Genomic DNA, 25,471 nt, shown 5'->3' with positions numbered 1-25,471 from the left:
ATGAAGGCCAGGACCGCGGCGGCGCCGGCGGCCTGGCCCAAGGGGCCGGGTCGACCGCAGCAGGCCGGCGCCGCCGCGGTCCTGGCCTTCATCGCCGGCGGCATCGGGATGCTCTGGGGCCTGGTCGGCATCGTGCTGCTGGCCGGGTCCGACGGCGGGACGGGCACCTGGCTCGGCGTGGTGGTCGGGCTGCCGGCCGGGGTGGCCGCGGTGGTCGGCGGCGTCCGGCTGCTGGCCGGGGCCGACCGCTGGTTCGTCGTCGGCGCCGGTGCGGCGCTGGGGCTGGCGGTCCTGCTGCAGGCCGTCGTCAGCGCCGCGAACTCCTACGGGTCGGCCTTCGGCCAGGCCCTGCTGGTCGTCTTCCTGCTCCCGCCCCCGGTCGTGGCCGCCGTCCTGGCCGGGCTGCCGGTCGTCGGCGGGTGGGTCGAGCACGTCCGCGGCACGACCGGCGCCCGGCTGGCCCAGCCGACGCCGCCGGCCCCGCCGACCTGGTGACGCTGCCGGTTCCACGTGGAACCGGCAGGGTGGGGTGATGGCAACCGACGCCCTCGACCCCGTGGAGCTCGTGCGCGAGCTGGTCCGCCGACCCACCGTCTCCGGTGACCCGCGCCCGCAGCGCGACGTCATGGGCGTGGTCACCGACGTCCTCACCGCGCACGCACCGCACCTGCAGCGGCGCGACGGCGAGGACGCCGACCGGCCCTGGACGCTGCTGAGCACGCCGACCGACCCGGGGCGGCCCCGGCTGGTCTTCGCCTGCCACGTGGACACCGTGCCGGCCGCGGATGCCGGGCACTGGCAGCGCGACCCCTTCGGCGCCGACCACGAGGGCGGCCGGGTCTGGGGCCGCGGCGGTTCGGACATGAAGGCCGGTCTGGTGGCCGCCGTCGCCGCGCTGGCCGGCGCCGACCCGGAGATCCCCGTGGCGCTGCTGCTCACCAGCGACGAGGAGATCGGCTCCAAGGGCGCCCAGGTGGCGGCCCGGGCGCTGGCCGGGACCCGCACCGGGGCCGTGGTCGTCCCGGAGGCGACCGGCAACGAGGTGGTGCTGGGCCACCGGGGCGCGCTGTGGCTCGCCGTCCGGGCGGCGGGGAGGGCCGCGCACGGCAGCACGCCGCACCTGGGGCACAACGCCGTGCTGGACCTGGTCGCGGTGCTGGCCCGGGCCGGGGCGGAGCTGCCGCTGGCGCACGACGACTTCCTGGGCACCGAGACCTGGAACCCCGGCGTGATCAGCGGCGGCACCGTGCCCAACGTGGTGCCCGATGCCGCCGAGGTCGTGGTGGACATGCGCACGGTCGGCGACGCCGCCGCGCTGCAGGCCTGGTGGCGGGCGCAGCCGGAGGTGGCCGAGGTCGACGTCCGGGTGGACCTGCCGCCGCTGCTGACCCCGGCCGACGACCCGTGGGTGCGCGGCCTGCCCGCCGTGGTGCGGCCGGAGCCGGCCACCTACTTCACCGACGGCTCGGTGCTCGGACCGGTCGCGGGCGGCGCCCCGATCGTGGTCTGGGGCCCGGGCACCCCTGCCGTCATGCACGCCCGGGACGAGTACGTCGAGGTGGCCGAGCTGGAGCAGGCTGCCCGGGTGTTCGGCGAGGTCGTCAGCCGCTGGCGGTGACGCCGTCCACGACCCGGGCGACCGACTCCGCCAGGCTGCCGGTGACCGGCAGCCGGGGCAGCAGCAGGGTCTGCGCCACGTGGTACGCGTCGGGCTGGCCGGTCCAGGTGGTGTGCCCGACCTGGCCCTCGGGGGTCAGCTCGTGGTGCCAGTTGCCGGTCCGGGTGTCCAGCACCAGCAGCTCGACCAGGTTCGACCAGTGCTCGTGGTCGGCCCGGTACCCCGCCTCGCCGGTGACCGCGCCCAGCACGGCCGCCGCGGCCAGCGCCTCGGCCATCACCCAGTGCATCCGGGCGTCGACGACCGGCCGGTCGGCCCAGTCCAGGGTGTAGACGAAGCCTGGGTGCCCGTCGGGTGACCCGCCGCGCTGCACCGCCACCCGGTACAGCTCCCCCGACGCCGCGGCCAGCTCCGGCGGCAGCTCGACCACGGTGCCCAGGTGGGCGACCAGCCGGGCCCACTCGAACTGGTGCCCGACGGTCACCCCGTAGGGCCGGAACGGGTCGGCGGGCCGGTCCCGGTTGAACTCCGGGAGCGCCGTCCAGTCCGCGTCGTGGTGCTCCGGGAGCCGCCAGTCCCGGGCCCGGGCTTCCCCCACCACCCGCTGCGCGATCCGGGTGCTGCGGTCCCGCAGCTGCGCGGCCCGGGCGTCGTCCCCGGTCGAGGCCAGGGCGTCCGCGGCGGCGAGCTGGGCCTCGACGGCGTGCATGTTGGCGTTGGCGCCGCGGTAGGCCGAGCACGCCGTCCACCCGGCGTCCCACTCCTCGACGGCGGCGCCCGCCTCGTCGTCCCAGAAGTGGTCGTCCCAGACCTGCAGCGCGTCGGCCAGCAGCTCGGGGCCGCCGGGCAGGCCGACCCGGGTGAGCGTCGCGCCGGCCAGCAGCACGAAGGCGTGCACGTAGGCCTGCTTCGGGTACTCCTCGACCGCCCCGTCGGCGGTGGACCACCAGCCGCCGTGCTCGGCGTCCCGCAGCACCCCGACCAGCGCCTGCCGGCCGTGCTCGGCGAGCTCGGCCGCGCCGGGCCGGCCCCACGCCGCGGCGAGGGCGAACACGTGGGTCATCCGCGCGACGATCCAGGTCTCGGGCACCTTCCCCGGCGTGCGCTGCCCGTGCTCGTCCAGCCAGCCGAACCCGCCGGCCGGGTCAGCCGCGGCCGCGGCGGTGGTCAGCAGCCGGTCCAGCTCGGGGGTCTCCAGGTGCTCGCGCGCGGTCACCGCCCGACCGTAGCCAGCCGCCCCCCGACCCCGGCAGGATGGCCGCGCCACGACCACCGATCGAGGAGAGACGCATGCGCAGCGAGTTGTTCGCCCCCGAGTTCGCGGAGAGCCAGGCGACCGGCATCCAGAAGCAGGGCAGCAAGATGTGCCGGGTCGGCCTGGACGGCGAGGTCTTCGCCCGGGCCGGGTCGATGGTGGCCTATCAGGGCCAGCTGTCCTTCGACGCCCTCGGCTCCGGCGGCATCGGCGGGTTCATCAAGCAGAAGCTCACCGGCGAGGGCGTACCGCTGATGAAGGTGCGCGGCCGGGGCGACCTCTTCCTCGCCGACGCCGCGCAGGACGTGCACGTCATCGATCTGGACGGCTCCGACGGCCTGACCATCAACGGGGCCAACGTGCTGGCCTTCGACTCCTCGCTGTCCTACGACATCCGGCGGGTCTCCGGGGCCGGGATGAGCAGCAGCGCCGGCCTGTTCAACTGCGTGTTCACCGGCGTGGGCCGGATCGCGATCACCACCAAGGGCCAGCCGGTGGTGCTGGTGGTCGACCAGCCGACCTACGCCGACCCGCAGGCGGCCGTGGCGTGGTCGTCGTCCCTGCAGACCGGGGTGCAGGTCAACGACTCCTTCGGGCTGGGCACGCTGATCGGCCGCACCACCGGCGAGCGGTTCACGCTGTCCTTCGCCGGCCAGGGCTTCGTCGTCGTCCAGGCGTCCGAGGAGCCGCCGGTCAGCGCGATCGGCGGCTCGGGCTCCGGCCAGCAGTCCGGCGAGGGCGGGTTCGGGGGTGCGCTCGGCGGGTTGCTGGGCGGCCGATGAGTTCTCCGCCGCCCGGGCGTCCTGAGGGCATGACTGCGAACCTGTGCCCCTACCTGAGCTTCGACGGCACCGCCCGCGAGGCGATGGAGACCTACCAGCGCGTGCTCGGCGGCACCCTCACGCTGAACACCTTCGCCGAGTTCGGCATGGACGGCCCGGACGCCGAGCGGATCATGCACGGCCAGGTGGACACCCCCGACGGCATCCTGCTCATGGGCTCGGACACCGGACCGGGCATGGGGTTCGAGAAGGCCGCCGGGACGACGGTGTGCATCAGCGGCACCGACACCGAGAAGCTCCGCGGGTGGTGGGCCGCGCTGGCCGAGGGCGCCCAGGTGCAGATGCCGCTGGCCGTGCAGATGTGGGGCGACGAGTACGGCGCGATGGTCGACCGGTTCGGCACGCCGTGGATGGTCAACATCACCGCGGCGCCCCGGGATTGACGGCGCGGGGCAGGATCGGGGTGTGAACGACTTCGACCTGGTCCTGCCCCCCGCCGTCGACGTCCGCGAGGTGGGCATGCGCGACGGCCTGCAGCTCGAGGACCCCGTGCCGCTGGCCGGAAAGCTCGCGATGCTCGAGGCGCTGGTCGCCACCGGGGTGCAGCGGATCGAGGTGACCTCGTTCGTCTCCCCGAAGGCGGTGCCGGCCCTCGCCGACGCCGACCAGGTCGCCGCCGAGCTGCACCGGTTCACCGACGTGCGGTTCTCCGCGCTGGTGGCCAACCTGCGCGGTGCCCAGCGGGCGGTGGACGCCGGGATCGCCGACCTGGAGTACGTGGTGAGCGCGGCCGACTCGCACTCCCGGGCCAACGCCGGCCGCTCGACGTCGGAGGCGGTGGCCGCGGTCGGGGACATCGCCGCGCTGGCCCACGGCGCCGGCGGCTCGCTGGAGGTGATCGTGGCGACGGCGTGGGACTGCCCGTTCGACGGCCGCACCCCGGTCGACCGCACCGTCGACGTCACCCGGGCCGCGGTCACCGCCGGCGCCGACGCGATGTGCCTGGGCGACACCATCGGCACCACCACCCCGCTGCGGGTGGTCCGGCTGGTCGACGAGGTGCGCCGGGTCTCCCCCGGCGTCCCGCTGGGCGTGCACTTCCACGACACCCGCGGCACCGGCCAGGCCAACGCGCTGGCCGCCGTCCAGGCCGGGGTCACCCAGCTCGACGCCTCGGTCGGCGGGCTGGGCGGCTGCCCGTTCGCCCCGGGCGCCAGCGGCAACATCGCCACCGAGGAGCTCGTCTACTGGCTGGAGGACTCGGGGGTGGCCACCGGCATGGACCTGGACGCCGTCCTGGTCGCCGCGGCGGTGACGGAGCGGTCCGTCGGCCGAGAGCTGCCGTCCTCGTTGCACCGGGCGGGTGGGAAGAACGCGCCGCGCGGGACGTTCGCACCGGCATGAGCGAGCAGCCGCAGGAGATCGTCGACCCCCGGGTGATGCGGGACGTGCTGGGCCACTTCGCCTCCGGCATCACCGTGGTCACCGCCACCGAGCCGGACGGGCCGATCGGGTTCACCTGCCAGTCCTTCAGCTCGCTGTCGCTGGACCCGCCGCTGGTCGCCTTCGCCCCCGCCCGCACCTCGACCACCTGGCCCCGGCTGCGCGCGATCGCCCGGTTCTGCGTGAACGTGCTGGCCGACGACCAGGACGGGCTGAGCTCCCAGTTCGCCCGCTCGGGCACCGACAAGTACGCCGGGGTGACCTGGTCGCCGTCCGCGCACGGGTCGCCGGTGCTCGACGGCGTGGTGGCCTGGATCGACTGCGAGCTGTACGCCGAGCACGACGGCGGCGACCACACGATCGTCGTCGGCCGGGTGCTGGACCTGGGCGCCACGGCGCAGAAGACCCCGCTGGTCTTCCACCGCGGCGCCTACGGCCTGCAGGCCGCCGTCGTCCCGCCGCCGGGTGCCTGACCTCCTCGGGCGTGGATCAGCTCAGCTGATCGGACTCCGTCCTGGCTCACCGGCGTCGGTGAGCCAGGACGCACGGTGATCAGCTGAGCTGATCCACGCCGCGTTGCCTTACCCGAAGCGGACGGCGATGAGGGCGATGTCGTCCCGGCGGTCCAGGGCGGTGTCCACCGCGCGGGCGCAGACGTCCACGGGCAGCGCGTCGGCCGGGGCGTCGACCAGCCGCTGCACGAGCGCGGCGATGCCCTCGTCCAGGTCGGCCCCGGGCTGCTCGATCAGGCCGTCGGTGTAGCCGACCAGCGTGGTGCCGGCCGGGACCTCCAGGTGCACGCTCGTGCGCCGGGTCGCGCCGTCCACGCCCACCAGCAGGCCGTGGGCCTGGGAGAGCACCTCGACCCGGCCGTCGGGGTAGCGCAGCAGCAGCGGCGGGTGCCCGGCGTCGGCCACGACCAGCTGCCACGGCTGGCCCTCCCCGGCCGGCGGGACGGCGCGGACGTAGGCCATGGTCGCCATCGACGCCACGTGCAGGCCCTGCACCAGGCGGTCCACCCGGCCGAGCACCGAGCCCGGGTCGGGGTCGGTGGCGTCCCACATGCAGGCGCGGAGCAACCCGCGCAGGTGGCCCATCGCGGCCGCGGCGGCGACGTCGTGGCCCACCACGTCGCCGATGGCCACGCCGATCGCGCCGTCGGGCAGCTCGAGCAGGTCGTAGAAGTCGCCGCCCACGTCGGCCGCCGTCGAGGCGCTGACGTAGTGCGCCGCGGCCTGCACCCCGGCGATCTCGGGCAGCTCGGGCAGCAGGGAGCGCTGCAGCGTCTCGGCCACCTCGTGCTCGGCCTGGTAGAGCCGCACGTTGTCCAGGGCCATCGCCGCCCGCCGGGCGAGGTCCTGCACCAGCTCGGTGTCCTCGGTGGTGAAGCCGCGCTCGTCGTCGGTCAGCACCAGGGCCAGCGACCCCAGCACGCGCCGCCGGGCGATCATCGGGACGGCGAGCACCGCGTGCCCGCCGAGCCGGTCGTAGGCCGCGCGGGTCACGGAGTGGGCGAACACGTCGTCGAGCCGGTCGGAGGTCATCTGCTCGATGAGCACCGGCTGCCGCCGCTCCATGGCCTGCCGGCTCGGCGAGCCCGGGGTCAGGTGCATGGCGTGCTGGGCGCTGATCGCCCGCAGCTCGTCGGCCAGCCCGTCCCGGTGCCGGCCGGCGGTCTCCTCGACGGTGCCGTACGCGTCGACGACGGTCACGAAGATCCAGTCGGCCAGCAGCGGCACGCACAGGTCGGCCAGCCGGTCCAGCAGCTCGGTCCGGTCGAGGGTGGCGGTCAGCGAGCTGGTGGCCTCGGCCATCAGCGCCAGCCGGTTCTGCGCCACCTCGGCGTCCTCGCGGGCGGTCTCGGCGTCGGCCCTGGCCTGCTCGGCCACGGCCTGGGCGACCTCGGCCTCGCGCCGGGCGGTCTGCTCGGCAGCGAAGGCGGCCGCGCGCTCGCCCTCGACCCGGACCCGCTCGGTGACGTCGGTCTGCACGCCGACGAAGCTGACCAGCTCGCCGGACCCGTCGAAGACGGGGCTGATCGACAGCTGGTTCCAGAACGCGGTGCCGTCCTTGCGGTAGTTCAGGAGCGTCTCGGTGACCACCTGCCGCTGGTCCAGCGCCCGGCCGATCTCGGCGACCTTCGCCCGGTCGGTGGCCGGGCCCTGCAGGAACCGGCAGTTGCGGCCGACCGACTCCTCGGCGGTGTAGCCGGTGACCCGCGTGAAGGAGGGGTTCACCCACACCAGGGGGTCGTCCTCGCGGCGGGGGTCGGTGATGGTGAAGCAGATGTCGGTGGCCAGCACGGCCCGGTCCCGCAGCGCCTGCATCCGGGCGTCGGGGTCGGCGTCGCCGCGGGCGCCGTCGATCTGCAGGAAGACGACCAGGGCCAGCTGCTCGTCCTCGGCGTCCTGGGACAGCGGGAAGCCGGTGACCCAGAGGGTCAGCTCCTCCCGCTGGCCGCGCGGCCCCAGCCGCACCGCCTCCCCGGCCACCGGGGTGCCCTCGGCCACCACCGACAGTGGGCTGCCGGTGCTCTCCAGCGGCTGGCCCGACAGGTCGGTGAGCCCGGCGGAGGTGCCCCACTCGTCGATGGCGACCGGCAGCGAGACGTTGCCGGCCAGCTCGACGGCGGCGGTGTTCGCGTAGACCACGGTGCCGGCCCGCTGGTCGATGACCAGGACGCCCACCGGGACGTCGACCAGCACCCCGGGCAGCGCCGACCGGGCGCTGGCGGCGGAGTCGGTGGCCGAGACCAGCGCGGTCGCCGCGCCCACGGCACCTGCCTGGTGGGCGCGGTCCTGGCTGTCGTCGGGGTTCGCGACTGCTCCGGACACGAGGGCGGCGGCCTCGGCGGGCACGTCGGACCCGGAGGGGTCGGGGACCTGCTGCACGGGGTGGACGATACCGGTGGCGCACGACGGATCTGCCCGGGAGACCGGACCGCCCCCCGCGTCAGGGGGAGGCGGGTCGGTCGCGCTCCAGCTCGCCGAGGTGGCGCAGCCACAGCAGGCCGAGCACCGGCAGCGCGAGCGGGATGAACCCGTAGCCCTGCCCGAAGCCCGACCAGACGGTCGCGTCCGGGAACGCGGCGGGGTCGACCAGCGACAGCGTGCCGACCACGAGGACGCCGACCAGCTCGACGCCGCAGGCCACCACGGCCGTGCGTCGGCCCGACCGGCCGCCGCGGGCCAGCCCGACGGTCGCGACCAGGTAGACGACGGCGCTGAAGGCGGACAGCAGGTAGGCCACCGGGGCCTCGTCGAACTGGGTGGCCAGCTGGACGGCGGCCCGCGCGCCCGCGGCCAGGGCGAACACGCCGTAGAGGGCGACCAGCACCCGGCCGGGCCCGCGCGAGGTGCTGCCGGCGTCGTCCCCGCCGGCGGCGGGTGCACCCAGGCGGTCAGCCACCGGTGGCCTCCCACAGCTGCAGCAGGCGCCAGACCATGACGGCCACCACGAGCGCCGCGACGGCCAGCACGGTGCCGGCCCAACGGGTGGGCTCGGTGCGCGACCACAGCACGCCGGCGACCGGCACCAGCACCACGCTGACCAGGTAGGCCAGGAACGTCGCGGTCTCCGGCGGTCGCTCCCCGCCGGCCAGCGCGACGACGACCACGGCCGACTGGACCAGGAGCACGGCCTCCAGGACGCCGGCGGCGACCAGGTGGGCCAGGCCGGTGCGGCGGCGCAGCACGGTGGACAGCCCGCCCAGCGCCGCGACCACCAGGGCTGCCACGGTGGCCAGGGCCACGAGGGGGGTGTTCACCGGGCGGTCACCGGCCCATCCTCCCAGCGCGACGGGACGGCGGCGGCGATCGGGTCGCGCCGACCCGCCGGGCCGCTCACCCACGGCACAGGACACCCACAACCGCTGCGCCGAGTGGCGCCGGTCCCGGGTCCGTGATCACCTGCGGGCGGTTCCACGTGGAACCGGCCGAACCACCTCGCCCGCTCGGCACGAAGGACAGTCATGAAGACCGGTGACGTCGCCCCCGATTTCGAGCTGCCCGACCAGGACGGCACGCCCCGCCGGCTGTCCACGATGCTGCAGAGCGGGCCGGTGGTGCTCTTCTTCTACCCGCTCGCCAGCTCCGGCGGCTGCACCACCGAGATGTGCACCGTCCGCGACGAGGCGTCGCAGTTCGCCGCGGTGGGCGCCCAGCGGGTCGGCATCAGCCAGGACTCGATCGCCAAGCAGAAGGCGTTCGCCGACGGCAACGGCTTCGACTACCCCCTGCTGTCCGACGCCGACGGCTCGATCTGCACCGCCTACGGCACCAACCGCGGCTGGAAGGCCGCGCCGACCAAGCGGCACACCGTGGTGATCGGCACCGACGGCGTCGTCCGGGACGTCATCAAGAGCGAGTTCTCCTTCGCCAAGCACGCCGGCAAGGCGCTGTCGGCGCTCGCCCCCAAGTGATGGCGCCCTCCTGAAGCTCCGGCCGGGCGGTGGCCACTCCCCCGCCCGGCCGGGAACCTCACATCCCCAGCTCGGCCCGGATCTCCGCGTCGTGCTGGCCGGCGGTCGGCACCGCGCCGACCGCACCCGGGGTGGCCGAGAACCGCGGCGCCACCCCGGGCTGCACCACCCCGTCCACCTCGACGAACACGCCGCGCTCGCGGTTGTGCTCGTCGGAGGTGGCCTCCAGCAGCGACCAGGCCGGCGCCACGCAGGCGTCGGTGCCGGCGAAGACCGCCCACCACTCCGCCCGGGTGCGTGACCCGATGACCTCGGCGAAGCGCGCCCGCAGCGCCGGCCAGGCCGCGAGGTCGGACCGGTCGGGCAGCGTCGGGTCCCCGGCCAGGCCCAGGCCCTCGAGCAGCGCGGCGTAGAACTGCTCCTCCAGGGCGCCGACGGCCAGGAACGTGCCGTCGGCGCAGGCGTAGACGTCGTAGAACGGCGCCCCGGTGTCGAGCAGGTTCGCGCCCCGGGCGTCGGTCCAGGCCCCGGTGTCGAGCATCCCGTGGATCATCGTGGTGAGCACCGCGGTGCCGTCGACGATGGCGGCGTCGACCACCTGGCCCTCGCCGGTGGCCCGGGCGTGCAGCAGCGCCGCCACCGCCCCCAGGGCCAGGAACACCCCGCCGCCGCCGAAGTCGCCCAGCAGGTTGATCGGCGGCGCGGGCCGCTCGCCGGGCCGGCCGGTGGCGCCCAGCGCGCCGGTGAGCGCGATGTAGCCGATGTCGTGGCCGGCGCTGTGCGCGAGCGGTCCGGTCTGCCCCCAGCCGGTCATCCGGCCGTAGACCAGCGCCGGGTTCAGCGCGTGCGCCTGCTCCGGGCCCAGGCCCAGCCGCTCCATCACCCCGGGCCGGAAGCCCTCCAGCAGCACGTCGGCCCGGGCGACCAGGGCGCGGACGACGGCCAGGTCGGCGTCGTCCTTGAGGTCCAGGGCGATCGAGCGCTTGCCGCGGTCCAGCAGCGACGTCGCGCCCAGCGACCCGACCAGCCCGCCGCCCCGGGAGCGCCGGTCGATCCGGACGACGTCGGCGCCCAGGTCGGCCAGCAGCATCCCGCAGAAGGGGCCGGGGCCCAGCCCGGCGAACTCCACGACCCGTACGCCCTGCAACGGTCCGGCCACGTCGCCGTCCTCCCGCTCGTCGGATGAGCCGCCCCCGCACCGGGCGCGGGCCTCGGTGGCATGCTGCCGCACCGTGCGGACCTCCGGCGTCGTGGCCCTCGGCGGGGCCGCCGGGGCGCTGGCGCGGTGGGGGGTCGGCCTCGGGCTGCCGCACACCGCCGGTACCTGGCCGTGGGCGACGGTCACCGTCAACCTGACCGGCTGCCTGGCCATCGGCGTCCTGCTGGCCGTGCTGCTGGCCCGCGCCCCGGGGCACCCGTGGCTGCGGCCGTTCCTGGCCACCGGGGTGCTCGGCGGCTACACCACCTTCTCCGCGTTCGCCGTCGACGCCGTCCAGCTCGCCGACGCCGGTCGGTGGCCGGTCGCGGTGGGGTACCTGCTGGTCAGCGTGGTGGGCGGGCTCGCCGCCGTCGTCCTCGGGCTGCTGGTGGGACGGCGGGTGGCCCGGTGACGGCGCTGTGGGTGGTGCTCGGCGCGCTGGTCGGGGCACCGGTCCGGTACGCCGCCGACCGGCTGGCGGTGCGGTGGCGGGGCGCGGGCAGCGTCGTCGGGGTCCTCGTGGTCAACGTCGCGGGCAGCCTGCTGCTCGGCCTCGTCGTGGGCGCGCGCGACCTCTCCCCCGCCGTCGTGGCGCTGGTGGGCACCGGCTTCTGCGGCACGCTGACCACCTTCTCCACCTTCGGGTTCGACGTCGTCCGGCTGGTGGAGGAGCGGCGGGTCGGCCGGGCGCTGGCGTACCTGACCGGCTCGGTGCTGCTGGGCGTCGCCGCGGCCTCGATCGGGTACGGGATCGTCCGCTGACCTGCGGTGGGGGCCGGCGCTCAGTAGGGTCGACCCGGTATGGCTGATCAGCAGAAGTCCGAGAGCCCCGTCGTCGTCGTCGCCAACCGGTTGCCCGTCGACCAGGTCGTCGCCGCCGACGGCTCGGTGAGCTGGACCCGCAGCCCGGGTGGCCTGGTCACCGCGCTGGAGCCGTTCGTGGCCGGCCGGGGCGGGGCCTGGGTGGGCTGGTCGGGGTCGGCGGGCGAGGCGCCCGAGCCCTTCGAGTCCGGCGGGATGCAGCTGGTGCCGGTGGAGCTCAGCGACGACGACGTCGACCAGTACTACGAGGGGTTCTCCAACGCCTCGCTGTGGCCGCTGTACCACGACGTGGTCGAGAAGCCGGAGTACCACCGCACCTGGTGGAACAGCTACGTGCAGGTCAACCGCCGGTTCGCCGAGAAGGCCGCCGAGGTCGCCGGGCAGGGCGCGATCGTCTGGGTGCACGACTACCAGCTGCAGCTGGTGCCGGCGATGCTCCGCCAGCTGCGCCCGGACCTCACCATCGGGTTCTTCCTGCACATCCCGTTCCCGCCCTATGAGTTGTTCACCCAGCTGCCCTGGCGCAACGCGATCGTCGAGGGCCTGCTGGGCGCGGACCTGATCGGCTTCCAGATGCCGGCCGCGGCGGCGAACTTCGTGCAGCTGGCCCGCCGGCTGCACGACCTGCCGACCAAGGGCTCCACGATCAGCTACGACGGCCGCACCGTGACCGCCAAAGCGTTCCCGATCTCGATCGACGTGTCGGTCTTCGACTCCCTCGCCCGCAGCCCCGAGGTGCTGGCCCGGGCGAAGCAGATCCGCGAGGAACTGGGCAACCCGGACAAGGTGATCCTCGGCGTCGACCGGCTGGACTACACCAAGGGCATCGGCGTCCGGCTCGAGGTCTTCCTGGAGCTGCTGGAGGACGAGCTGGTCGAGGCACCGTCCACGGTCTTCATGCAGGTGGCCACGCCGTCCCGGGAGCGGGTCGAGCACTACGTGCACATGCGGGAGACCATCGAGCAGCAGGTCGGGCACATCAACGGGGTCTTCGGCTCCACCAGCGGCCCGGCGGTGCACTACTTCAACCAGTCGATGCCGCGCGAGGAGCTCGCCGCCCTCTACCGGGCCGCCGACGTCATGCTCGTGACGCCCTACCGCGACGGCATGAACCTGGTGGCCAAGGAGTACGTGGCCGCCCGCGGCGACAACGGCGGCACGCTGGTGCTCAGCGAGTTCGCCGGTGCCGCCGCCGAGCTCAAGCAGGCCTACCTGGTCAACCCGCACGACAAGGACGGCGTCAAGAAGCAGCTGATGCGGGCGCTGCGGGCCGACCCCGAGGAGTCCGCCAGGGCGATGAAGGCGATGCGCCGGTACCTGGCCAAGCACGACCTGGAGCACTGGGCCGGGTCGTTCTTCGCCGCCCTGCAGGAGGAGGCCGCGTGAGCACCGTCGCCGAGGTCGTGACCCGGCTGACCGACCGCCGGCCGCTGCTGGTGGCCAGCGACTACGACGGCGTCCTCGCCCGGCTGCGGGACGTCCCCGGGGAGGCCGTGCCCGAGGAGTGGGCGCCGGACCTGCTGCGCCGCCTGGCCGGCGCCGACGGCGTCACGGTCGTGATGGTCAGCGGCCGCGGCCTGGACGACCTGCGGACGACGTCCGGGCTGGGCGCGCCGATCCGGTTCGTCGGCAGCCACGGCGCGGAGTTCGACGACGGCCTGGACGCCGGGGTCGCCGCCGAGCGGGACCTGCTGGTCGGTGCGGTGCAGCCGCTGGTCGACGCCGTCCCCGGCGCCCGCCTGGAGGTCAAGCCCGCCGCGGTCGCCGTGCACGTGCGCACCGTGGCCGACCGTCCCGCCGCCGCGGCCCTGCTGGAGCGGGCCGCCGCGGCCGCCGGGCCGCACCACACCGCCAAGCCGGGCAAGGACGTGCTGGAGCTCGCGGTCACCGACGCCGACAAGGGGACGGCGGTGCTCCGCCTGGCCGACTCCCTCGGCGCCGACGGCGTGCTCTACCTGGGCGACGACCGCACCGACGAGGACGCGTTCACCGCGTTGGCCCCCCGGGTCGGCGCCGTGACGGTCAAGGTGGGCGACGGCGACACCGCCGCCCAGCTCCGGGTGCCCGACCTGGACGGCGTGCGGGACCTGCTCGAGGCCCTGGCGGTCGCGCTCGCGGTCTGAGGTCGTGCGTCTCTTCAGGCGGCGAACGACGGCCCGCGGGTGAAGTGGGCGTTCCTGCCGATCTCGTCTCCTCGCGCCAAGAAGCCTTCCGCGGCCTGGCGCTCGAGCTGCCGTAGAGCCCCACCCACAGACAGCCCGGTGAGTGCGGCGTGGTCTCCGGATGTCATGCGGTCGTGCGCCATCAGCCAGGCGCGGATGACCCGACGAGGATCTTCTGGACGTCGGTAGGGCAGGACTCCCCGGGATCGCAAGGCCAGGCGTGCCTCCTTGGTCTCGAGGAGGCCGAGCGCCGCGGCGGACAAGGTCCACACGTCTTTGACGCGCGCCAGCAACGGCTGGTCACCCACCCGGCACTCCAGGGCCGTGTCGATCGCTTCTGCGCATTCGGCGCCGTCCCGCTGCAGGACGTCCACCAAACCATCGGCGGTGATGAACGGCTCGTGCAGCAGCGTGTGGACGATGAGGGCGATGCGGACGTCGCGGCGCCGTACCGCCGGCTGGATGGCCGAGACGAGCGCCATGACCGGCAGCACAGGTGCACCGCCGGTGAGCCGCGCCCGGACCCGGATGTTCGACTGCTCGTCGACGATGGGACGGCGATGACCCAAGGTCACCATCTCGCGGACCATGCGATCCACCCCGAGGCCTCGCTTGTCCACGAGGTTCATGCCGCGGAAGAGATCAGCGAGCGCGGGGTACCTGGCGAAGCGTTGCGTGAGGACGTTGGCCGCGGTGATGCCCCCGACGAAGCCGCCGGGGCTGACGACCTGGAGGGCTGAGTCCGCTTCGATCCACGTGATCTCCACAGGGTCACGTGGCATCCAGTCACGATGGATCACGCCGTTGAGGACTGCTTCGCGGATGGCCCGGGGAGGCAACCGGCGAACTGGCTCCTCTGCGAATGATCCCGTGAGCGTGATGGACGTGTTCACGCTGTCCAGACGCTGCTCCACGACGGCGACCTGCTCGATGAGGCTGAGTCCACTCAGGTCCAGCGGGGCAGCCAGGACATCACCGCCCTCGACGTCGAGGACGGACAGGGACAGCAGGGTGCGATCGCTGGCGCAGAAGACCAAGGCGCCCGCCTGGGTGAGGTGACCGTCGGGCCGCAGCACTCCGAGCCAGGCAAGCAGCTCGCTCGAACTGCGGGTACGGGGTACACCTTCGAGACCACTGCGTTGCAGGTAAGCGCGTGCAGCGACGATGGCGCCGTCCGGCACGTCGACGACGGTGCGAGAGGTGACAGCGGCCATGGGGTCGGCTCCGGCGATGTCCTGTCGGTGCAGCCACCACTCGGCACGGTCGACCGGTTGGCAGCTCGATCCCGTACGCCATCTGAGGTTTCCGTCCTGGTCCTCGACCGGTTCGCGGGCCTCGGCGACGAACACCACCAGCAACCGGGCTCCGGCGACGATGCGTTCCTCGACGGCCGGCGCGACGTCGACCCGTTGGTAGATGCGCTGGCGAAGCCACTCGGCATCGAGCGCTGCGCCGAACAGTGCGCCGCTGCGGTCCTCGACCCCCACGATCAAGGCCCCGCCACCTGGAGTGTTGGCGAGGCATGCGACCTCTCGCGCCAGATGGTCCGCTGCAGCCAAGTTGTGCGGGTCGCCCGGGAGGAGGACTCCACCGCTGCCCCGCCGTCCGGCCTCTTCCTTCAGGTCGACCCTCTGGCGCTCCACCAGTTCGGGTAGAGCTCCGGCTGCCAGCTTGTCCAGGCACTCATCCACCTCGGCACGGAGGCTGGCTCTAGCTTCGAGGAGGTCCGATTGCGGGCTGAAAGGCAGCACGGATTCAACTCTCCCATCCAAGTGTGGGTTTAGCTAGATGCTAAAGCAACACTGGTCTACCAAGATGTGCACGCTGTACGCCTTTACCGCCCCTGGCGAGTGGCGACCTCGGGCGTGCGCGACCTGCTCGAGGCCCTGGCGGTCGCGCTCGCCGTCTGACCCCCTTGTGGTCACAACGGACATGTGACGCACAGCGCGCTCTCACCTACGGTGGCCAGGTGATCGCCGACCAGCCCGGGTGCAGCCCGTGGCGCTGACCCGACGTGGGTTCCTGGCCGGGGCGCTCGCGCTGCCGGCGCTGTCCACCGTGGCCGCCTGCGCGGGCACCGTCGTCCAGCCCGGGGACCTCTCCCGGCTGCGGATGATGGTCCCGGCCAGCCCGGGCGGCGGGTGGGACACCACCGCCCGGACCCTGCAGCGGGTGATCCAGCAGGCCGGGGTCGCCCGCAACGTGCAGGTGTTCAACGTCGAGGGCGCCGGCGGCACGATCGGCATCGGCCAGCTCGCCCGCGAGGACGACGACGCGCTGCTGATGATGATGGGCCTGGTCATGGTGGGCGCCATCGACACCAACGACTCGACCACCCGGCTGGACGACGTCACCCCGATCGCCCAGCTGATCGCCGAGACCGAGCTGATCGTCGTGCCGGCGGACTCGCCGTACGACACCCTCGAGGACTTCGTGGCGGGCTGGGCGGCGGACCCCCGCGGCACCCCCATCGCCGGCGGCTCGGCCGGCGGCACCGACCAGATCCTGGCCGGGCTCCTCGCCCAGGCCGCCGGCATCGACCCGGTCGAGGTCAACTACATCGCCTACTCCGGCGGCGGGGAGTCCCTGGCCGCGCTGCTGGGCAACCAGGTCGCCGCCGGCATCTCCGGCACCGCGGACTACGGCCCGCAGGTGCAGGCCGGTGACCTCAAGGGCATCGCGGTCTCCACCGCCGAGCGGTCCAACCAGGTCCCCGACGTCCCGACGATCGTCGAGAGCGGCTTCGACGTCGAGGTCACCAACTGGCGCGGCCTGATGGCCCGGCCGGGGATGTCCGACGGCGCCCGCGAGGACCTGATCGCCCTGGTCACCGAGGCGCACGACACCGATGAGTGGGCCGAGGCACTGGACGCCAACGGCTGGCTGGACACCTTCCAGACCGGCGACGAGTACGGCGAGTTCCTCGCCGAGGAGGAGACCCGCGTGCGCCAGGTCCTCACCGAGATCGGGTTGATCCAGTGAACGAGGCGGAGGAGTCGGTCGCCGCGGAGACCCCGGCGACCCCGGTGGCCCAGCGGCCGGGGTCGTTCAACGGCGAGCTGGTCGCTGCGGTGCTGCTGGCCGCCCTGGGCGTCTACCTCCTGGTGGACGCCGGCGCGATCGCGATCCCGGGGTCGAGCAACACGGTCGGCCCGCGGTTCTTCCCCTACGCGGTCGGCGGGCTGTCGGTGCTCACCGGTGCCCTGCTGGCCCTGCGGGTGCTGCGCGGGGACCGCGGCCCGGCCGACGACGGCGAGGACGTCGACCCCGACGCCCCGACCGACTGGCGGGCCGTCGCGGTCATCGCGGTGGCCTTCGTGGCGCACGCGCTGCTGATCAACGTGGTCGGCTGGCCGCTGGCGGTCGCGCTGATGTTCGCCGCGGTGGCCACCACGCTGCAGGGCCGGCTGACCCCGGTGGCGGCGGTGCGGCCGTTCCTCGTCGGGCTGACCGTCGGCTGCGTCGTCTGGATCATCTTCGTCAAGGCGCTGAACGTGGCGCTGCCCGGCGGGATCGTCCTCGAGTTCCTGACGAGCTGGTTCTAGATGGCCATCTCCGACCTGCTCGGCGGGTTCGCCGACGCGATCACCCCGGTCAACCTGCTCTTCGCGCTGCTCGGCGTGCTGCTGGGCACCGCCGTCGGCGTGCTGCCGGGCATCGGCCCGGCCATGACGGTGGCCCTGCTGCTGCCGGCCACCTACGTGCTGGAGCCGACCAGCGCGCTGATCATGTTCGCCGGCATCTACTACGGCGGCATGTACGGCGGGTCGACCACGTCGATCCTGCTGAACACCCCCGGTGAGTCCGCGTCGATCATGACCGCGCTCGAGGGCAACAAGATGGCCAAGGCCGGCCGCGGGTCCGCGGCCCTGGCCACCGCGGCGATCGGCTCGTTCGTCGCCGGCACCATCGCCACCCTGCTGCTCGCCCTGGTCGCGCCGACCCTGGTGCAGGTCGCGATCAACGTGACGACGGCGGACTACTTCGCCCTCGCCGTCCTGGCGTTCGTCGCGGTGGCCAGCGTGCTGGGGTCCTCCCCGCTGCGCGGGCTGGCGGCGCTGTGCCTGGGGCTGTACCTGGGCCTGGTCGGCACCGACGTCCTGTCCGGGCAGGAGCGGTTCACCCTCGGCATCCCGCAGCTCTCCGACGGCATCGACGTCGTCGTGGTCGCGGTGGCGCTGTTCGCCGTCGGCGAGGCGCTGTACGTGGCCAGCCGGTTGCGCAAGGGGTCGGTGCAGGTCATCGACCACAAGGGCGGGTGGCTGACCAAGGAGGACTGGCGCCGGTCGTGGAAGCCGTGGCTGCGCGGCACCGCGCTGGGTTTCCCGTTCGGCGTCATGCCCGCCGGCGGTGCGGAGATCCCGACGTTCCTCTCCTACGCCACCGAGAAGAAGCTCACCAAGCACCCCGAGGAGTTCGGCCACGGCGCCATCGAGGGCGTCGCCGGGCCGGAGGCGGCCAACAACGCCTCCGCCGCCGGTGTGCTGGTGCCGCTGCTGACGCTGGGCATCCCGACCTCGGCGACCGCGGCGATCATCCTGGCCGCGTTCCAGGGCTACGGGATCCAGCCCGGCCCGACGCTGCTGACCACCGAGGGCCCGCTGGTCTGGGCGCTGATCGCGTCGCTGTTCATCGGCAACGTCATGCTCGTCGTGCTGAACCTGCCGCTGGTCGGCCTGTGGGTGAAGCTGCTGAAGATCCCGCGCCCCTACCTGTACGCGGGCATCCTCACCTTCGCCTCGCTGGGCTCGTTCGCGGTGAACGCCGACCCGCTGGACCTGGTGATCCTGCTCGGCCTGGGCCTGCTCGGGTTCGCGATGCGCCGGTTCGGCTGGCCGGTGGCCCCGGCGGTGATCGGGCTGATCCTGGGGCCGATCGCGGAGACCAACCTGCGCCGGGCGCTGGCGATCAGCGACGGCGACCTCTCGGTGCTGGTGGACAGCTGGTTCAGCCGGGTCGTGCTGCTGCTGGCCCTGCTCGCCCTGGTCGGGCCGGTCGTGCTCCGCGCGGTGCGCGGGCGGCGGGCGACCCCGGCCGAGGTGGCCCAGGAGCAGGAGGAGGATCGAGAGGTGCAGACCGCAGCGAACCGAGAGGGAGGCACCCCGTGAGCGCCGTCGTCGTGGGCTACGTCCCCCACCCCCGTGGCCGGGCCGCGCTGGACCACGCCGTCCTCGAGGCGCACCGCCGCGAGGCCCTGCTCGTGGTGGTCAACTCCTCCCGCGGCGACGCCCTGGTCGACGAGGAGTTCCTCCGCGGTGACCAGCTCCGCGCGCTGCACGACGAGCTGGCCGCCTCCGGCCTGCAGACCGAGATCCGCCAGCCCGTCCGCGGCCGCGACGTGGCCGAGGAGCTCGCCGCGGCCTGCACCGAGACCGGGGCAGAACTGCTGGTCATCGGCCTGCGGAAGCGCTCGGCGGTGGGCAAGCTGCTGATGGGCTCGGCCGCCCAGCGGATCCTGCTGGACGTCGACTGCCCGATCCTCGGCGTCAAGAGCTCCCCCCGGGAGAGCTGACCGGGCGGTCGAGAAGTCGACCGCCGCAGGACGACGACCCGCAGGTCAGGGTGCGGTTCGGTGACGATGGACCAGGGCGGCTCAACCCTGGGGCGGGTGGGACCGTAGGGACGGGTGTGACCGGCAGCTCAGCCGGCTCGTCGCCTGGGAGTACACCGTGCGTTGGTTCACCGACAGATCTGTCTCGATCAAGATCGGCGCCGTGGTCGCGGTCGTCTGCCTGCTCGCCGCAGCCCTCACCGGGCTGGCGCTGTCCCGCCTGTCCTTCCTGCGCGCGGAGGCCAACGACCTCTACGACGGCCACATCGTCCAGCTGGTCGCGCTCGGCGAGCTGCAGCGCGCCTACCAGGGCGACCGGGCCCGGTACGCCGGCTACGCCCTGCTGGACGACGACGGCCGCGAGGAGATGGCCGCCGAGCTGGCCGAGCGCCGCACGGAGTTCGACCAGAAGGTCGAGGACTACGCCGACCACGCCATCGACGCCGCGGCCTGGGCCCAGTTCCGGTCGGACCTGAACACCTACTACACGATCGCCGACCAGCAGCTGGTCCCGGCGGCCGACGCGGGCAACCAGGCCGGCGTCGCGACGGTGCTGACCGGCTCGCTGCAGTCGGCGGTGGACTCGGTGATGGACGACTTCTCCGCGGAGTCCGACCGGTCCAGCGAGGAGGCCGCCACGCAGATCGTCTCGACCGACGCCAAGGCCGCCCAGGCGATCTGGACCATGGTCGGCGGGCTGGTCGCCATGGTGCTGCTCGGCTCGCTGGTCGCCTGGTACGTCATCCGCGGCATCAAGCGCTCGGTGTCCTCGGTGCAGGTGTCCCTGGAGGCGCTGGAGCACGGCGACCTCACGGTCACCCCGACCGTGCACTCCCGGGACGAGCTCGGCCGGATGGCCGAGGCGCTGGGCACCGCGCAGGGCCAGCTCCGCTCGCTGATGGCCTCGGTGGTCGGGTCGGCGGACGCGGTGGCGGCCTCCAGCGAGGAGCTGTCGGCCTCGGCGGCGCAGATCGCGGCGTCGGCGGAGCAGACCAGCGTGCAGTCGGGGTCGGTGTCGTCGGCGGCCGACGAGGTGTCGCGCAGCGTGGCGACGGTCGCCGCCGGTGCCGAGGAGATGTCGGCGTCGATCCGGGAGATCGCGCAGAACGCCAACGAGGCGGCCCGGGTGGCCGCGGACGCGGTCTCCGAGGCCGAGCGGACCAACGCCACGATCACCAAGCTGGGTGTGTCGTCGAAGGAGATCGGTGACGTGATCAAGGTGATCACGAGCATCGCGGAGCAGACGAACCTGCTGGCGCTGAACGCGACCATCGAGGCCGCGCGGGCCGGCGAGGCGGGCAAGGGCTTCGCGGTGGTGGCGAACGAGGTGAAGGAGCTGGCGCAGGAGACCGCTCGGGCGACCGAGGACATCGCCCGGCGGGTGGAGGCGATCCAGGCCGACACCGGTGGTGCGGTGGCGGCGATCGGCCGGATCGGCACGGTCATCGGGCAGATCAACGACTACCAGCTCACGATCGCCAGTGCGGTCGAGGAGCAGACGGCGACGACCAACGAGATGTCGCGCAGCGTGGCCGAGGCCGCGGGCGGGACGACGGAGATCGCGTCGACGATCACCGGGGTGTCGGGCGCGGCGGGGGCGACCACGCAGGCGCTGGGGCAGACCCGGGTCGCCGTGGACGAGCTGGCCCGCATGGCCGGCGAGCTCCGCACCACGGTGGGGACGTTCACCTGGTGACCAGGGCCGCCGCGCAGGGTGGGGCGCCGGTGCGACGTCGTCGCGGGCTGGCCTACCGCTCCCTCCGCTTCAAGGGCACGGTGCTGGGGCTCGTCGTCCTGGCCGCCGTGGGCGCGCTGGTGACGGCCCTCGTCCTCGGCAACGCGACCGTCGTCGCGTCGTCGGGGCGGGTCGACGAGCTGTCGGCCGCCCGCTCGGACGTCCTGGCCCTGGGCCAGCGCACCAGCGAGCTGCAGGTCGAGGCCTACGAGGCGCTCATCCGCGCCGACCCGCAGAGCCAGCAGGGCCAGGTGGCCGGGCTCGGCGAGCGGGTGCAGGAGCTGGTGGACCAGGTCGGCGGGGCAGCGCTGGACGGGGACGCCGCGCAGGCGGTGCAGGCCCTGGGCACGTCGGCCACCGACTACGCCGGCACCGTCTCGGCCTTCGTGGCCGACGCGGTCGCCGACCAGGGTGCGGCCCGGCGGCGCTGGACCGAGGTGCAGGCGGCGGAGGACACGACCGGCGCGGCCGTGGCGGCCGCCACCGAGGCCCTGGACGCCGACCTGGCCGACGCCCGCGCCGAGCTGGCCCGCACGGTGCAGATCACCACCTGGGCCGGACCGCTGATCGCGCTGCTCGGCCTGGCCGGCGTGGCGAAGGTCGGTCGGGACACCTACCTGTCCGTCGTCCGACCCGTGGGGCGCCTCAAGCTGGGTCTCGAGGCCCTGGCCGAGGGCGACTTGACCGTGCAGTTCGGCGTCCGCGGCAACGACGAGATCGGCCAGATGGGCCGCGCGCTGCAGGCCGCGCAGGCCTCGCTGCGCGAGCTGATCGGCTCGGTGGTCCGCTCGGCCGACGCCGTGGCGGGCGCTGCGGCCGGCCTGGCCGAGTCCTCCGCGCAGATCTCGGTCTCGGCGGAGCAGACCTCCGGGCAGTCCGGTGCCGCGACCGCGGCGGCCGGCGAGGTGTCCCGGTCGGTCGCGACCGTGGCGGCCGGTGCCGAGCAGATGAGCGCCTCCATCCGGGAGATCGCCCAGAACGCCGGCGAGGCCGCCCGGGTCGCCGCCGGTGCGGTCGAGGAGGCCGCGGACACCAACGCGACGATCGGCCGGCTGGGCGAGTCGTCCCAGGAGATCGGCGACGTGGTCAAGCTGATCTCGGCCATCGCGGGCCAGACCAAGCTGCTGGCGCTCAACGCCACCATCGAGGCGGCCCGGGCCGGCGAGGCGGGCCGGGGCTTCGCGGTCGTGGCCGACGAGGTCAAGCAGCTGGCGCAGGCCACGGCCCTGGCCACCGAGGAGATCATCCGGCGGGTGACGGCGATCCAGACCGACACCGGCGGCGCGGTCGACGCGATCGGGCGGATCGGCACGGTCATCGCGCAGATCAACGACTACCAGCTCACCATCGCCTCCGCGGTCGAGGAGCAGACCGCGACCACCCAGGAGATGTCCCGGTCGGTGGCCGAGGCCGCAGCGGGCACGACCGAGATCGAGCAGAACATCACCGGCGTCTCGGGGGCCGCGCGGGCGACCACCGAGGCCCTGGGCCAGAGCCGGTCCGCGGTGGACGAGCTCGCCCGGATGGCAGGTGATCTGCGGGCCACGGTGAGCACCTTCCGCACCTAGCCCGGGAGGGGCTCAGAGCTGGAAGGACCTCCGGGACAGCCCCATCATGTAGCCGTCGATCGTGGTGGTGACCGGACGCTCCGGCTCGTCGGCGGCACCGAGCGTGACGAACAGCGGGCTCAGGTGCTCCACCGTGGGGTGGGCATAGGGCAGGCCGGGGGCGTCGGCGGCGTAGCGGGCCAGGCCCTCGACGTCGCCGGCGGCCAGCAGCTCGGCGGCCCAGTCGTCGAAGTCCCGGGACCAGGAGGGCACCTGGCCCGAGGCGATCGACTCACGGGTGAGGAAGGGCAGCCCGTGGGTCATGAACCCCGAGCCGATCACCAGGGTGCCCTCCTCGCGCAGCTCCCGGATCCGCCGGCCGAGGTCGAGCAGCCGGTGCGGGTCGTGCGTCGGGAGCGACAGCTGCAGCACCGGGACGTCGCCGAGGGGGTACATCACCTTCAGCGGCACCCAGGCGCCGTGGTCCAGGCCGCGGTCGCGGTGCTCGTGCAGCGGCTCGGAGTCCGGCATCGCGCCGGCCACCCGGCGGGCCAGCGCCGACGCGTCCGGCGTCGCGTAGGTCATCTCGTAGTAGCGGCGGGCGAAGCCGCCGAAGTCGTAGACCAGCGGGGTCTGCGCAGCCGACGACGAGATCGAGAGGGGGGCGGACTCCCAGTGGGCGCTGACGATCAGCACGTCCTTGGGCTTGGGCATGGACAACGCCCAGGTGTGCAGGTCGCGCATCCACGGGCCGTCGTCGAACAGCGGCGGTGCGCCGTGGCTGAGGTACAGGCTCGGCAGCGCGCCGTCGGCCTCGGTCCAGCTCCGCTGCTCACGGGCGGCGGGGAGGGCGTCGACGAGGAACTCGTCGAAGGCGGCGGCCGGGACGCGCGGGTCGAAGATCGAGGTCATGGCCCGACCGTAGGCCCAAGTACTTGAGAAATCAAGTATCTGCCCCCGACCCCCGATGGGGTGATCCGGAACGGCATCGGCTGCTGTCGCGGGGCGGACCTGCCGACACGAGGAGGAGCGCTCGTGCGGGCGGCGGACAGGGGATGTTCCACGTGGATCAGCGACCGGGCGGTCGACGCCTGAGGTGGGCCCTCGTCCGGGCCGCGCTCGGCGCCGCCCTGCTGGGCGGGGTGCTGCTCGCCGTCGCGACGCCACCGGTCGACACCCCTGCGCTGGTCGAGGCGAGCGACAGCAACCCGCTGCCCCCGACCAACGTGGTCATCACCCCAGGCAACGGCCAGTTCACGACGGTGACCTGGACGGCCTCGACGGAGCCCAACCGCAGCGGGTACGTGGTCAAGGTGGGCTCCTACCAGACCACCGTCACCGGCACGACGACGACGACGCCCATCACCGGGCTGACCAACGGCACCGACTACACGGTCCAGGTCTTCACCAGGACCAGCTACAACCTGCTGGGCCTGCAGACGGCCACCGGCACGGTCCCGGCGACGGCGTCGAGCTACCCGCGGGACGGCGTCGCCCCGGCTGCGCCGACCGGGGTCGCCGCGGTCCGCGGGGACGGCCAGGTCACCGTGACCTGGGCGGCGAACACCGAGCCCGACCTGGCCGGGTACCAGGTGCTGCGCGACGGCACCCCGGTCAGCGGGACGCTCACCGGGCGCACGTTCACCGACACCGGCCTGGTCAACGACACCACCTACCGCTACCGCGTCCAGGCGATCGACGTCTCCCGGCAGTGGTCCAACTCGTCGGCACCGCCGGTGGCGGCGACGCCCACCGACCTGACCCCGCCCGGCACCCCGACGATGCTGCTCACCGAGCGCGGCGACGGCCAGGTGACGGTGTCGTGGGCGGCCAACCCCGAGACCGACGTGACCTCCTACCGGCTGCTGCGCGACGGGGTCGAGGTGGCCACCATCCCGGCCGGCACCCGCGGCTACACCGACACCGGCCTGGTCAACGACCGCACCTACCGCTACTCGCTCGTCGCGGTCGACGGGCACGACAACCGGTCGGTCCCGACCGCCCAGATCAACGCCACCCCCACCGACCTGACCCCGCCGGCGGTGCCGACCGGGTTGACCGCGGTCCGCGGCGAGCAGAGCGTCGCGCTGTCGTGGACGGCGAACACCGAGCCGGATCTGGCCTCCTACCGCGTGCTGCGGGACGGCGTGGAGATCGCCACGGTCACCGGGACGTCGTACACCGACACCGGGCCGACCAACGACCGCACCTACGGCTACCGGCTGGTGGCCGTGGACACCCACACCAACCGGTCGGCCCCCTCCGCGTCGGTGAACGCCACGCCCACCGACCTGACCCCGCCCGCCGTCCCGACCGGGCTGGCCGCGGTGCGCGGCGACGGCCGGGTGGACCTGACCTGGACGGCGAACGCCGAGGCCGACCTGGCCACCTACCGGGTGCTGCGCGACGGCGTTGAGATCGCCACGGTCACCGGCACCTCCTACGCCGACACCGGGCTGGCCAACGACACCGCGTACGCCTACCGGCTGGTCGCCGTGGACACCCACGGCAACCGGTCGGCGGCCTCGGCGGCCGTGTCGGCCACCCCGACGGACCTCACGCCCCCGTCCGCGCCCACCGGGCTGACCGCCGTGCGCGGCGACGGCCGGGTCCAGCTCGGCTGGACGGCGAACCCCGAGACCGACGTGGCCACCTACCGGGTGCTGCGGGACGGCGTCGAGGTGGCCACGGTCACCGGGACGTCGTACACCGACACCGGCCTGACCAACGACCGGTCCTACGCCTACCGGCTGGTCGCGGTGGACACCCACGGCAACCGGTCCGCCGCGTCGGCCGCGGTCAGCGCCACCCCCACCGACCTGACCCCGCCGGCCGTCCCGGTCGGCCTGGCCGTGGCCCGCGGCGAGCAGCGGGTCACCCTCTCCTGGACGGCGAACACCGAGCCCGACCTGGCCACCTACCGGGTGCTGCGGGACGG

General features: G+C 74.0%; 25 protein-coding genes. 18 read left to right on the top strand and 7 right to left on the bottom strand.

Annotated features, from left to right (window positions below; genetic code table 11):
* Together UXQ13_RS22085 and UXQ13_RS22080 are read left to right on the top strand one after the other, a co-directional pair.
* The coding region (locus UXQ13_RS22085; RefSeq protein ID WP_336392987.1) for a hypothetical protein at window positions 1–495 on the top strand (495 nt) is incomplete at its 5' end.
* A 37-nt stretch (window positions 496–532) separates the two neighbouring features.
* Window positions 533–1,618: a M20 family metallopeptidase gene (locus UXQ13_RS22080; RefSeq protein WP_225233660.1), complete on the top strand. Its 1,086-nt coding sequence runs from the start codon at window positions 533–535 to the stop codon at window positions 1,616–1,618.
* Here UXQ13_RS22080 and UXQ13_RS22075 read toward each other — a convergent pair.
* Window positions 1,602–2,834 (bottom strand): AGE family epimerase/isomerase, encoded by a 1,233-nt coding sequence (locus UXQ13_RS22075; RefSeq protein ID WP_225233659.1) that lies wholly within the window; start codon window positions 2,832–2,834, stop codon window positions 1,602–1,604. The two genes, UXQ13_RS22080 and UXQ13_RS22075, sit on opposite strands and share 17 nt — an antisense overlap.
* Window positions 2,835–2,908: 74 nt before the next feature.
* Between UXQ13_RS22075 and UXQ13_RS22070 the strand changes: the two genes are divergently transcribed.
* From UXQ13_RS22070 to UXQ13_RS22055, 4 genes are read left to right on the top strand one after another with little or no spacing between them, the layout of a single operon-like run.
* Entirely contained in the window at window positions 2,909–3,655 is a 747-nt protein-coding gene (locus UXQ13_RS22070; protein ID WP_225233658.1) for an AIM24 family protein, read from the top strand.
* Window positions 3,656–3,684: 29 nt separating this feature from the next.
* Window positions 3,685–4,098, top strand: coding sequence for a VOC family protein (locus UXQ13_RS22065; protein WP_225233657.1), 414 nt, complete (start codon window positions 3,685–3,687; stop codon window positions 4,096–4,098).
* Between the two features lie 22 nt (window positions 4,099–4,120).
* The gene (locus UXQ13_RS22060; protein WP_225233656.1) at window positions 4,121–5,059 is read left to right on the top strand and encodes a hydroxymethylglutaryl-CoA lyase; all 939 of its coding nucleotides are present in this window, start codon (window positions 4,121–4,123) and stop codon (window positions 5,057–5,059) included.
* Window positions 5,056–5,571, top strand: a complete 516-nt coding sequence (locus UXQ13_RS22055) for a flavin reductase family protein (protein WP_225233655.1) — start codon at window positions 5,056–5,058, stop codon at window positions 5,569–5,571. Before UXQ13_RS22060 ends, UXQ13_RS22055 begins: the two co-directional genes overlap by 4 nt.
* A 108-nt stretch (window positions 5,572–5,679) precedes the next feature.
* Here UXQ13_RS22055 and UXQ13_RS22050 read toward each other — a convergent pair whose 3' ends face one another.
* From UXQ13_RS22050 to UXQ13_RS22040, 3 genes are all read right to left on the bottom strand, one after another.
* On the bottom strand, window positions 5,680–7,989 hold the full coding sequence (locus tag UXQ13_RS22050; protein WP_336392986.1) for a SpoIIE family protein phosphatase: 2,310 nt from the start codon (window positions 7,987–7,989) through the stop codon (window positions 5,680–5,682).
* A gap of 61 nt (window positions 7,990–8,050) precedes the next feature.
* Window positions 8,051–8,506 carry a hypothetical protein gene (locus UXQ13_RS22045; RefSeq protein ID WP_225233653.1) on the bottom strand — a complete coding sequence of 152 codons (456 nt, stop codon included), beginning with the start codon at window positions 8,504–8,506 and terminating at the stop codon, window positions 8,051–8,053.
* On the bottom strand, window positions 8,499–8,864 hold the full coding sequence (locus UXQ13_RS22040) for a hypothetical protein (protein WP_225233652.1): 366 nt from the start codon (window positions 8,862–8,864) through the stop codon (window positions 8,499–8,501). The genes UXQ13_RS22045 and UXQ13_RS22040 overlap by 8 nt, the downstream gene beginning before the upstream one ends.
* Window positions 8,865–9,068: 204 nt before the next feature.
* Here UXQ13_RS22040 and UXQ13_RS22035 point away from each other — a divergent pair, with 204 nt between their 5' ends.
* Window positions 9,069–9,518 carry a peroxiredoxin gene (locus UXQ13_RS22035; protein WP_225233651.1) on the top strand — a complete coding sequence of 150 codons (450 nt, stop codon included), beginning with the start codon at window positions 9,069–9,071 and terminating at the stop codon, window positions 9,516–9,518.
* Between the two features lie 58 nt (window positions 9,519–9,576).
* Here the strand turns inward: UXQ13_RS22035 and UXQ13_RS22030 are convergent, their stop codons facing one another.
* Window positions 9,577–10,677, bottom strand: coding sequence for a CaiB/BaiF CoA transferase family protein (locus UXQ13_RS22030; RefSeq protein ID WP_336392985.1), 1,101 nt, complete (start codon window positions 10,675–10,677; stop codon window positions 9,577–9,579).
* Between the two features lie 73 nt (window positions 10,678–10,750).
* Here UXQ13_RS22030 and crcB point away from each other — a divergent pair, with 73 nt between their 5' ends.
* The 4 genes from crcB to otsB are packed head-to-tail and all read left to right on the top strand — an operon-like array spanning window position 10,751 to window position 13,661.
* The gene (gene crcB / locus UXQ13_RS22025; RefSeq protein ID WP_225233649.1) at window positions 10,751–11,128 is read left to right on the top strand and encodes a fluoride efflux transporter CrcB; all 378 of its coding nucleotides are present in this window, start codon (window positions 10,751–10,753) and stop codon (window positions 11,126–11,128) included.
* Window positions 11,125–11,478, top strand: coding sequence for a fluoride efflux transporter FluC (locus UXQ13_RS22020; RefSeq protein WP_225233648.1), 354 nt, complete (start codon window positions 11,125–11,127; stop codon window positions 11,476–11,478). Before crcB ends, UXQ13_RS22020 begins: the two co-directional genes overlap by 4 nt.
* A 39-nt stretch (window positions 11,479–11,517) precedes the next feature.
* Window positions 11,518–12,924, top strand: coding sequence for an alpha,alpha-trehalose-phosphate synthase (UDP-forming) (locus UXQ13_RS22015; protein ID WP_225233647.1), 1,407 nt, complete (start codon window positions 11,518–11,520; stop codon window positions 12,922–12,924).
* Window positions 12,921–13,661 (top strand): trehalose-phosphatase, encoded by a 741-nt coding sequence (otsB, locus tag UXQ13_RS22010; RefSeq protein ID WP_225233646.1) that lies wholly within the window; start codon window positions 12,921–12,923, stop codon window positions 13,659–13,661. Before UXQ13_RS22015 ends, otsB begins: the two co-directional genes overlap by 4 nt.
* A gap of 14 nt (window positions 13,662–13,675) precedes the next feature.
* On the opposite strand, the gene UXQ13_RS22005 is transcribed toward otsB, so the two are convergent.
* Window positions 13,676–15,451 (bottom strand): DUF5635 domain-containing protein, encoded by a 1,776-nt coding sequence (locus UXQ13_RS22005; RefSeq protein ID WP_225233645.1) that lies wholly within the window; start codon window positions 15,449–15,451, stop codon window positions 13,676–13,678.
* A gap of 247 nt (window positions 15,452–15,698) precedes the next feature.
* On the opposite strand from UXQ13_RS22005, the gene UXQ13_RS22000 reads away from it, so the two are divergent.
* The 6 genes from UXQ13_RS22000 (at window position 15,699) to UXQ13_RS21975 (ending at window position 22,554) form a co-directional block, all read left to right on the top strand.
* A complete protein-coding gene (locus UXQ13_RS22000) occupies window positions 15,699–16,682 on the top strand; it encodes a Bug family tripartite tricarboxylate transporter substrate binding protein (protein WP_225233644.1) in 984 nt (327 codons plus the stop codon).
* The gene (locus UXQ13_RS21995; protein ID WP_225233643.1) at window positions 16,679–17,245 is read left to right on the top strand and encodes a tripartite tricarboxylate transporter TctB family protein; all 567 of its coding nucleotides are present in this window, start codon (window positions 16,679–16,681) and stop codon (window positions 17,243–17,245) included. Before UXQ13_RS22000 ends, UXQ13_RS21995 begins: the two co-directional genes overlap by 4 nt.
* Window positions 17,246–18,808, top strand: a complete 1,563-nt coding sequence (locus UXQ13_RS21990) for a tripartite tricarboxylate transporter permease (RefSeq protein ID WP_225233642.1) — start codon at window positions 17,246–17,248, stop codon at window positions 18,806–18,808.
* Window positions 18,805–19,212 (top strand): universal stress protein, encoded by a 408-nt coding sequence (locus tag UXQ13_RS21985; RefSeq protein ID WP_225233641.1) that lies wholly within the window; start codon window positions 18,805–18,807, stop codon window positions 19,210–19,212. Before UXQ13_RS21990 ends, UXQ13_RS21985 begins: the two co-directional genes overlap by 4 nt.
* A 157-nt stretch (window positions 19,213–19,369) precedes the next feature.
* Window positions 19,370–20,947: a methyl-accepting chemotaxis protein gene (locus UXQ13_RS21980; protein WP_225233640.1), complete on the top strand. Its 1,578-nt coding sequence runs from the start codon at window positions 19,370–19,372 to the stop codon at window positions 20,945–20,947.
* Window positions 20,948–20,976: 29 nt separating this feature from the next.
* Window positions 20,977–22,554, top strand: a complete 1,578-nt coding sequence (locus UXQ13_RS21975) for a methyl-accepting chemotaxis protein (protein WP_336392984.1) — start codon at window positions 20,977–20,979, stop codon at window positions 22,552–22,554.
* Window positions 22,555–22,566: 12 nt separating this feature from the next.
* Here the strand turns inward: UXQ13_RS21975 and UXQ13_RS21970 are convergent, their stop codons facing one another.
* Window positions 22,567–23,445 (bottom strand): dioxygenase family protein, encoded by an 879-nt coding sequence (locus UXQ13_RS21970; RefSeq protein WP_225233638.1) that lies wholly within the window; start codon window positions 23,443–23,445, stop codon window positions 22,567–22,569.
* Between the two features lie 152 nt (window positions 23,446–23,597).
* Between UXQ13_RS21970 and UXQ13_RS21965 the strand changes: the two genes are divergently transcribed.
* Window positions 23,598–25,471: fibronectin type III domain-containing protein (locus tag UXQ13_RS21965; RefSeq protein ID WP_336392983.1), on the top strand; the 1,874-nt coding region annotated here is incomplete at its 3' end.

Source organism: Klenkia terrae (genome assembly GCF_037083865.1).
GTDB lineage: Bacteria > Actinomycetota > Actinomycetes > Mycobacteriales > Geodermatophilaceae > Klenkia > Klenkia terrae.
The sequence above is the reverse complement of the archived record's forward strand: the minus strand, read 5'-3'. Positions and strand labels throughout refer to the sequence as shown.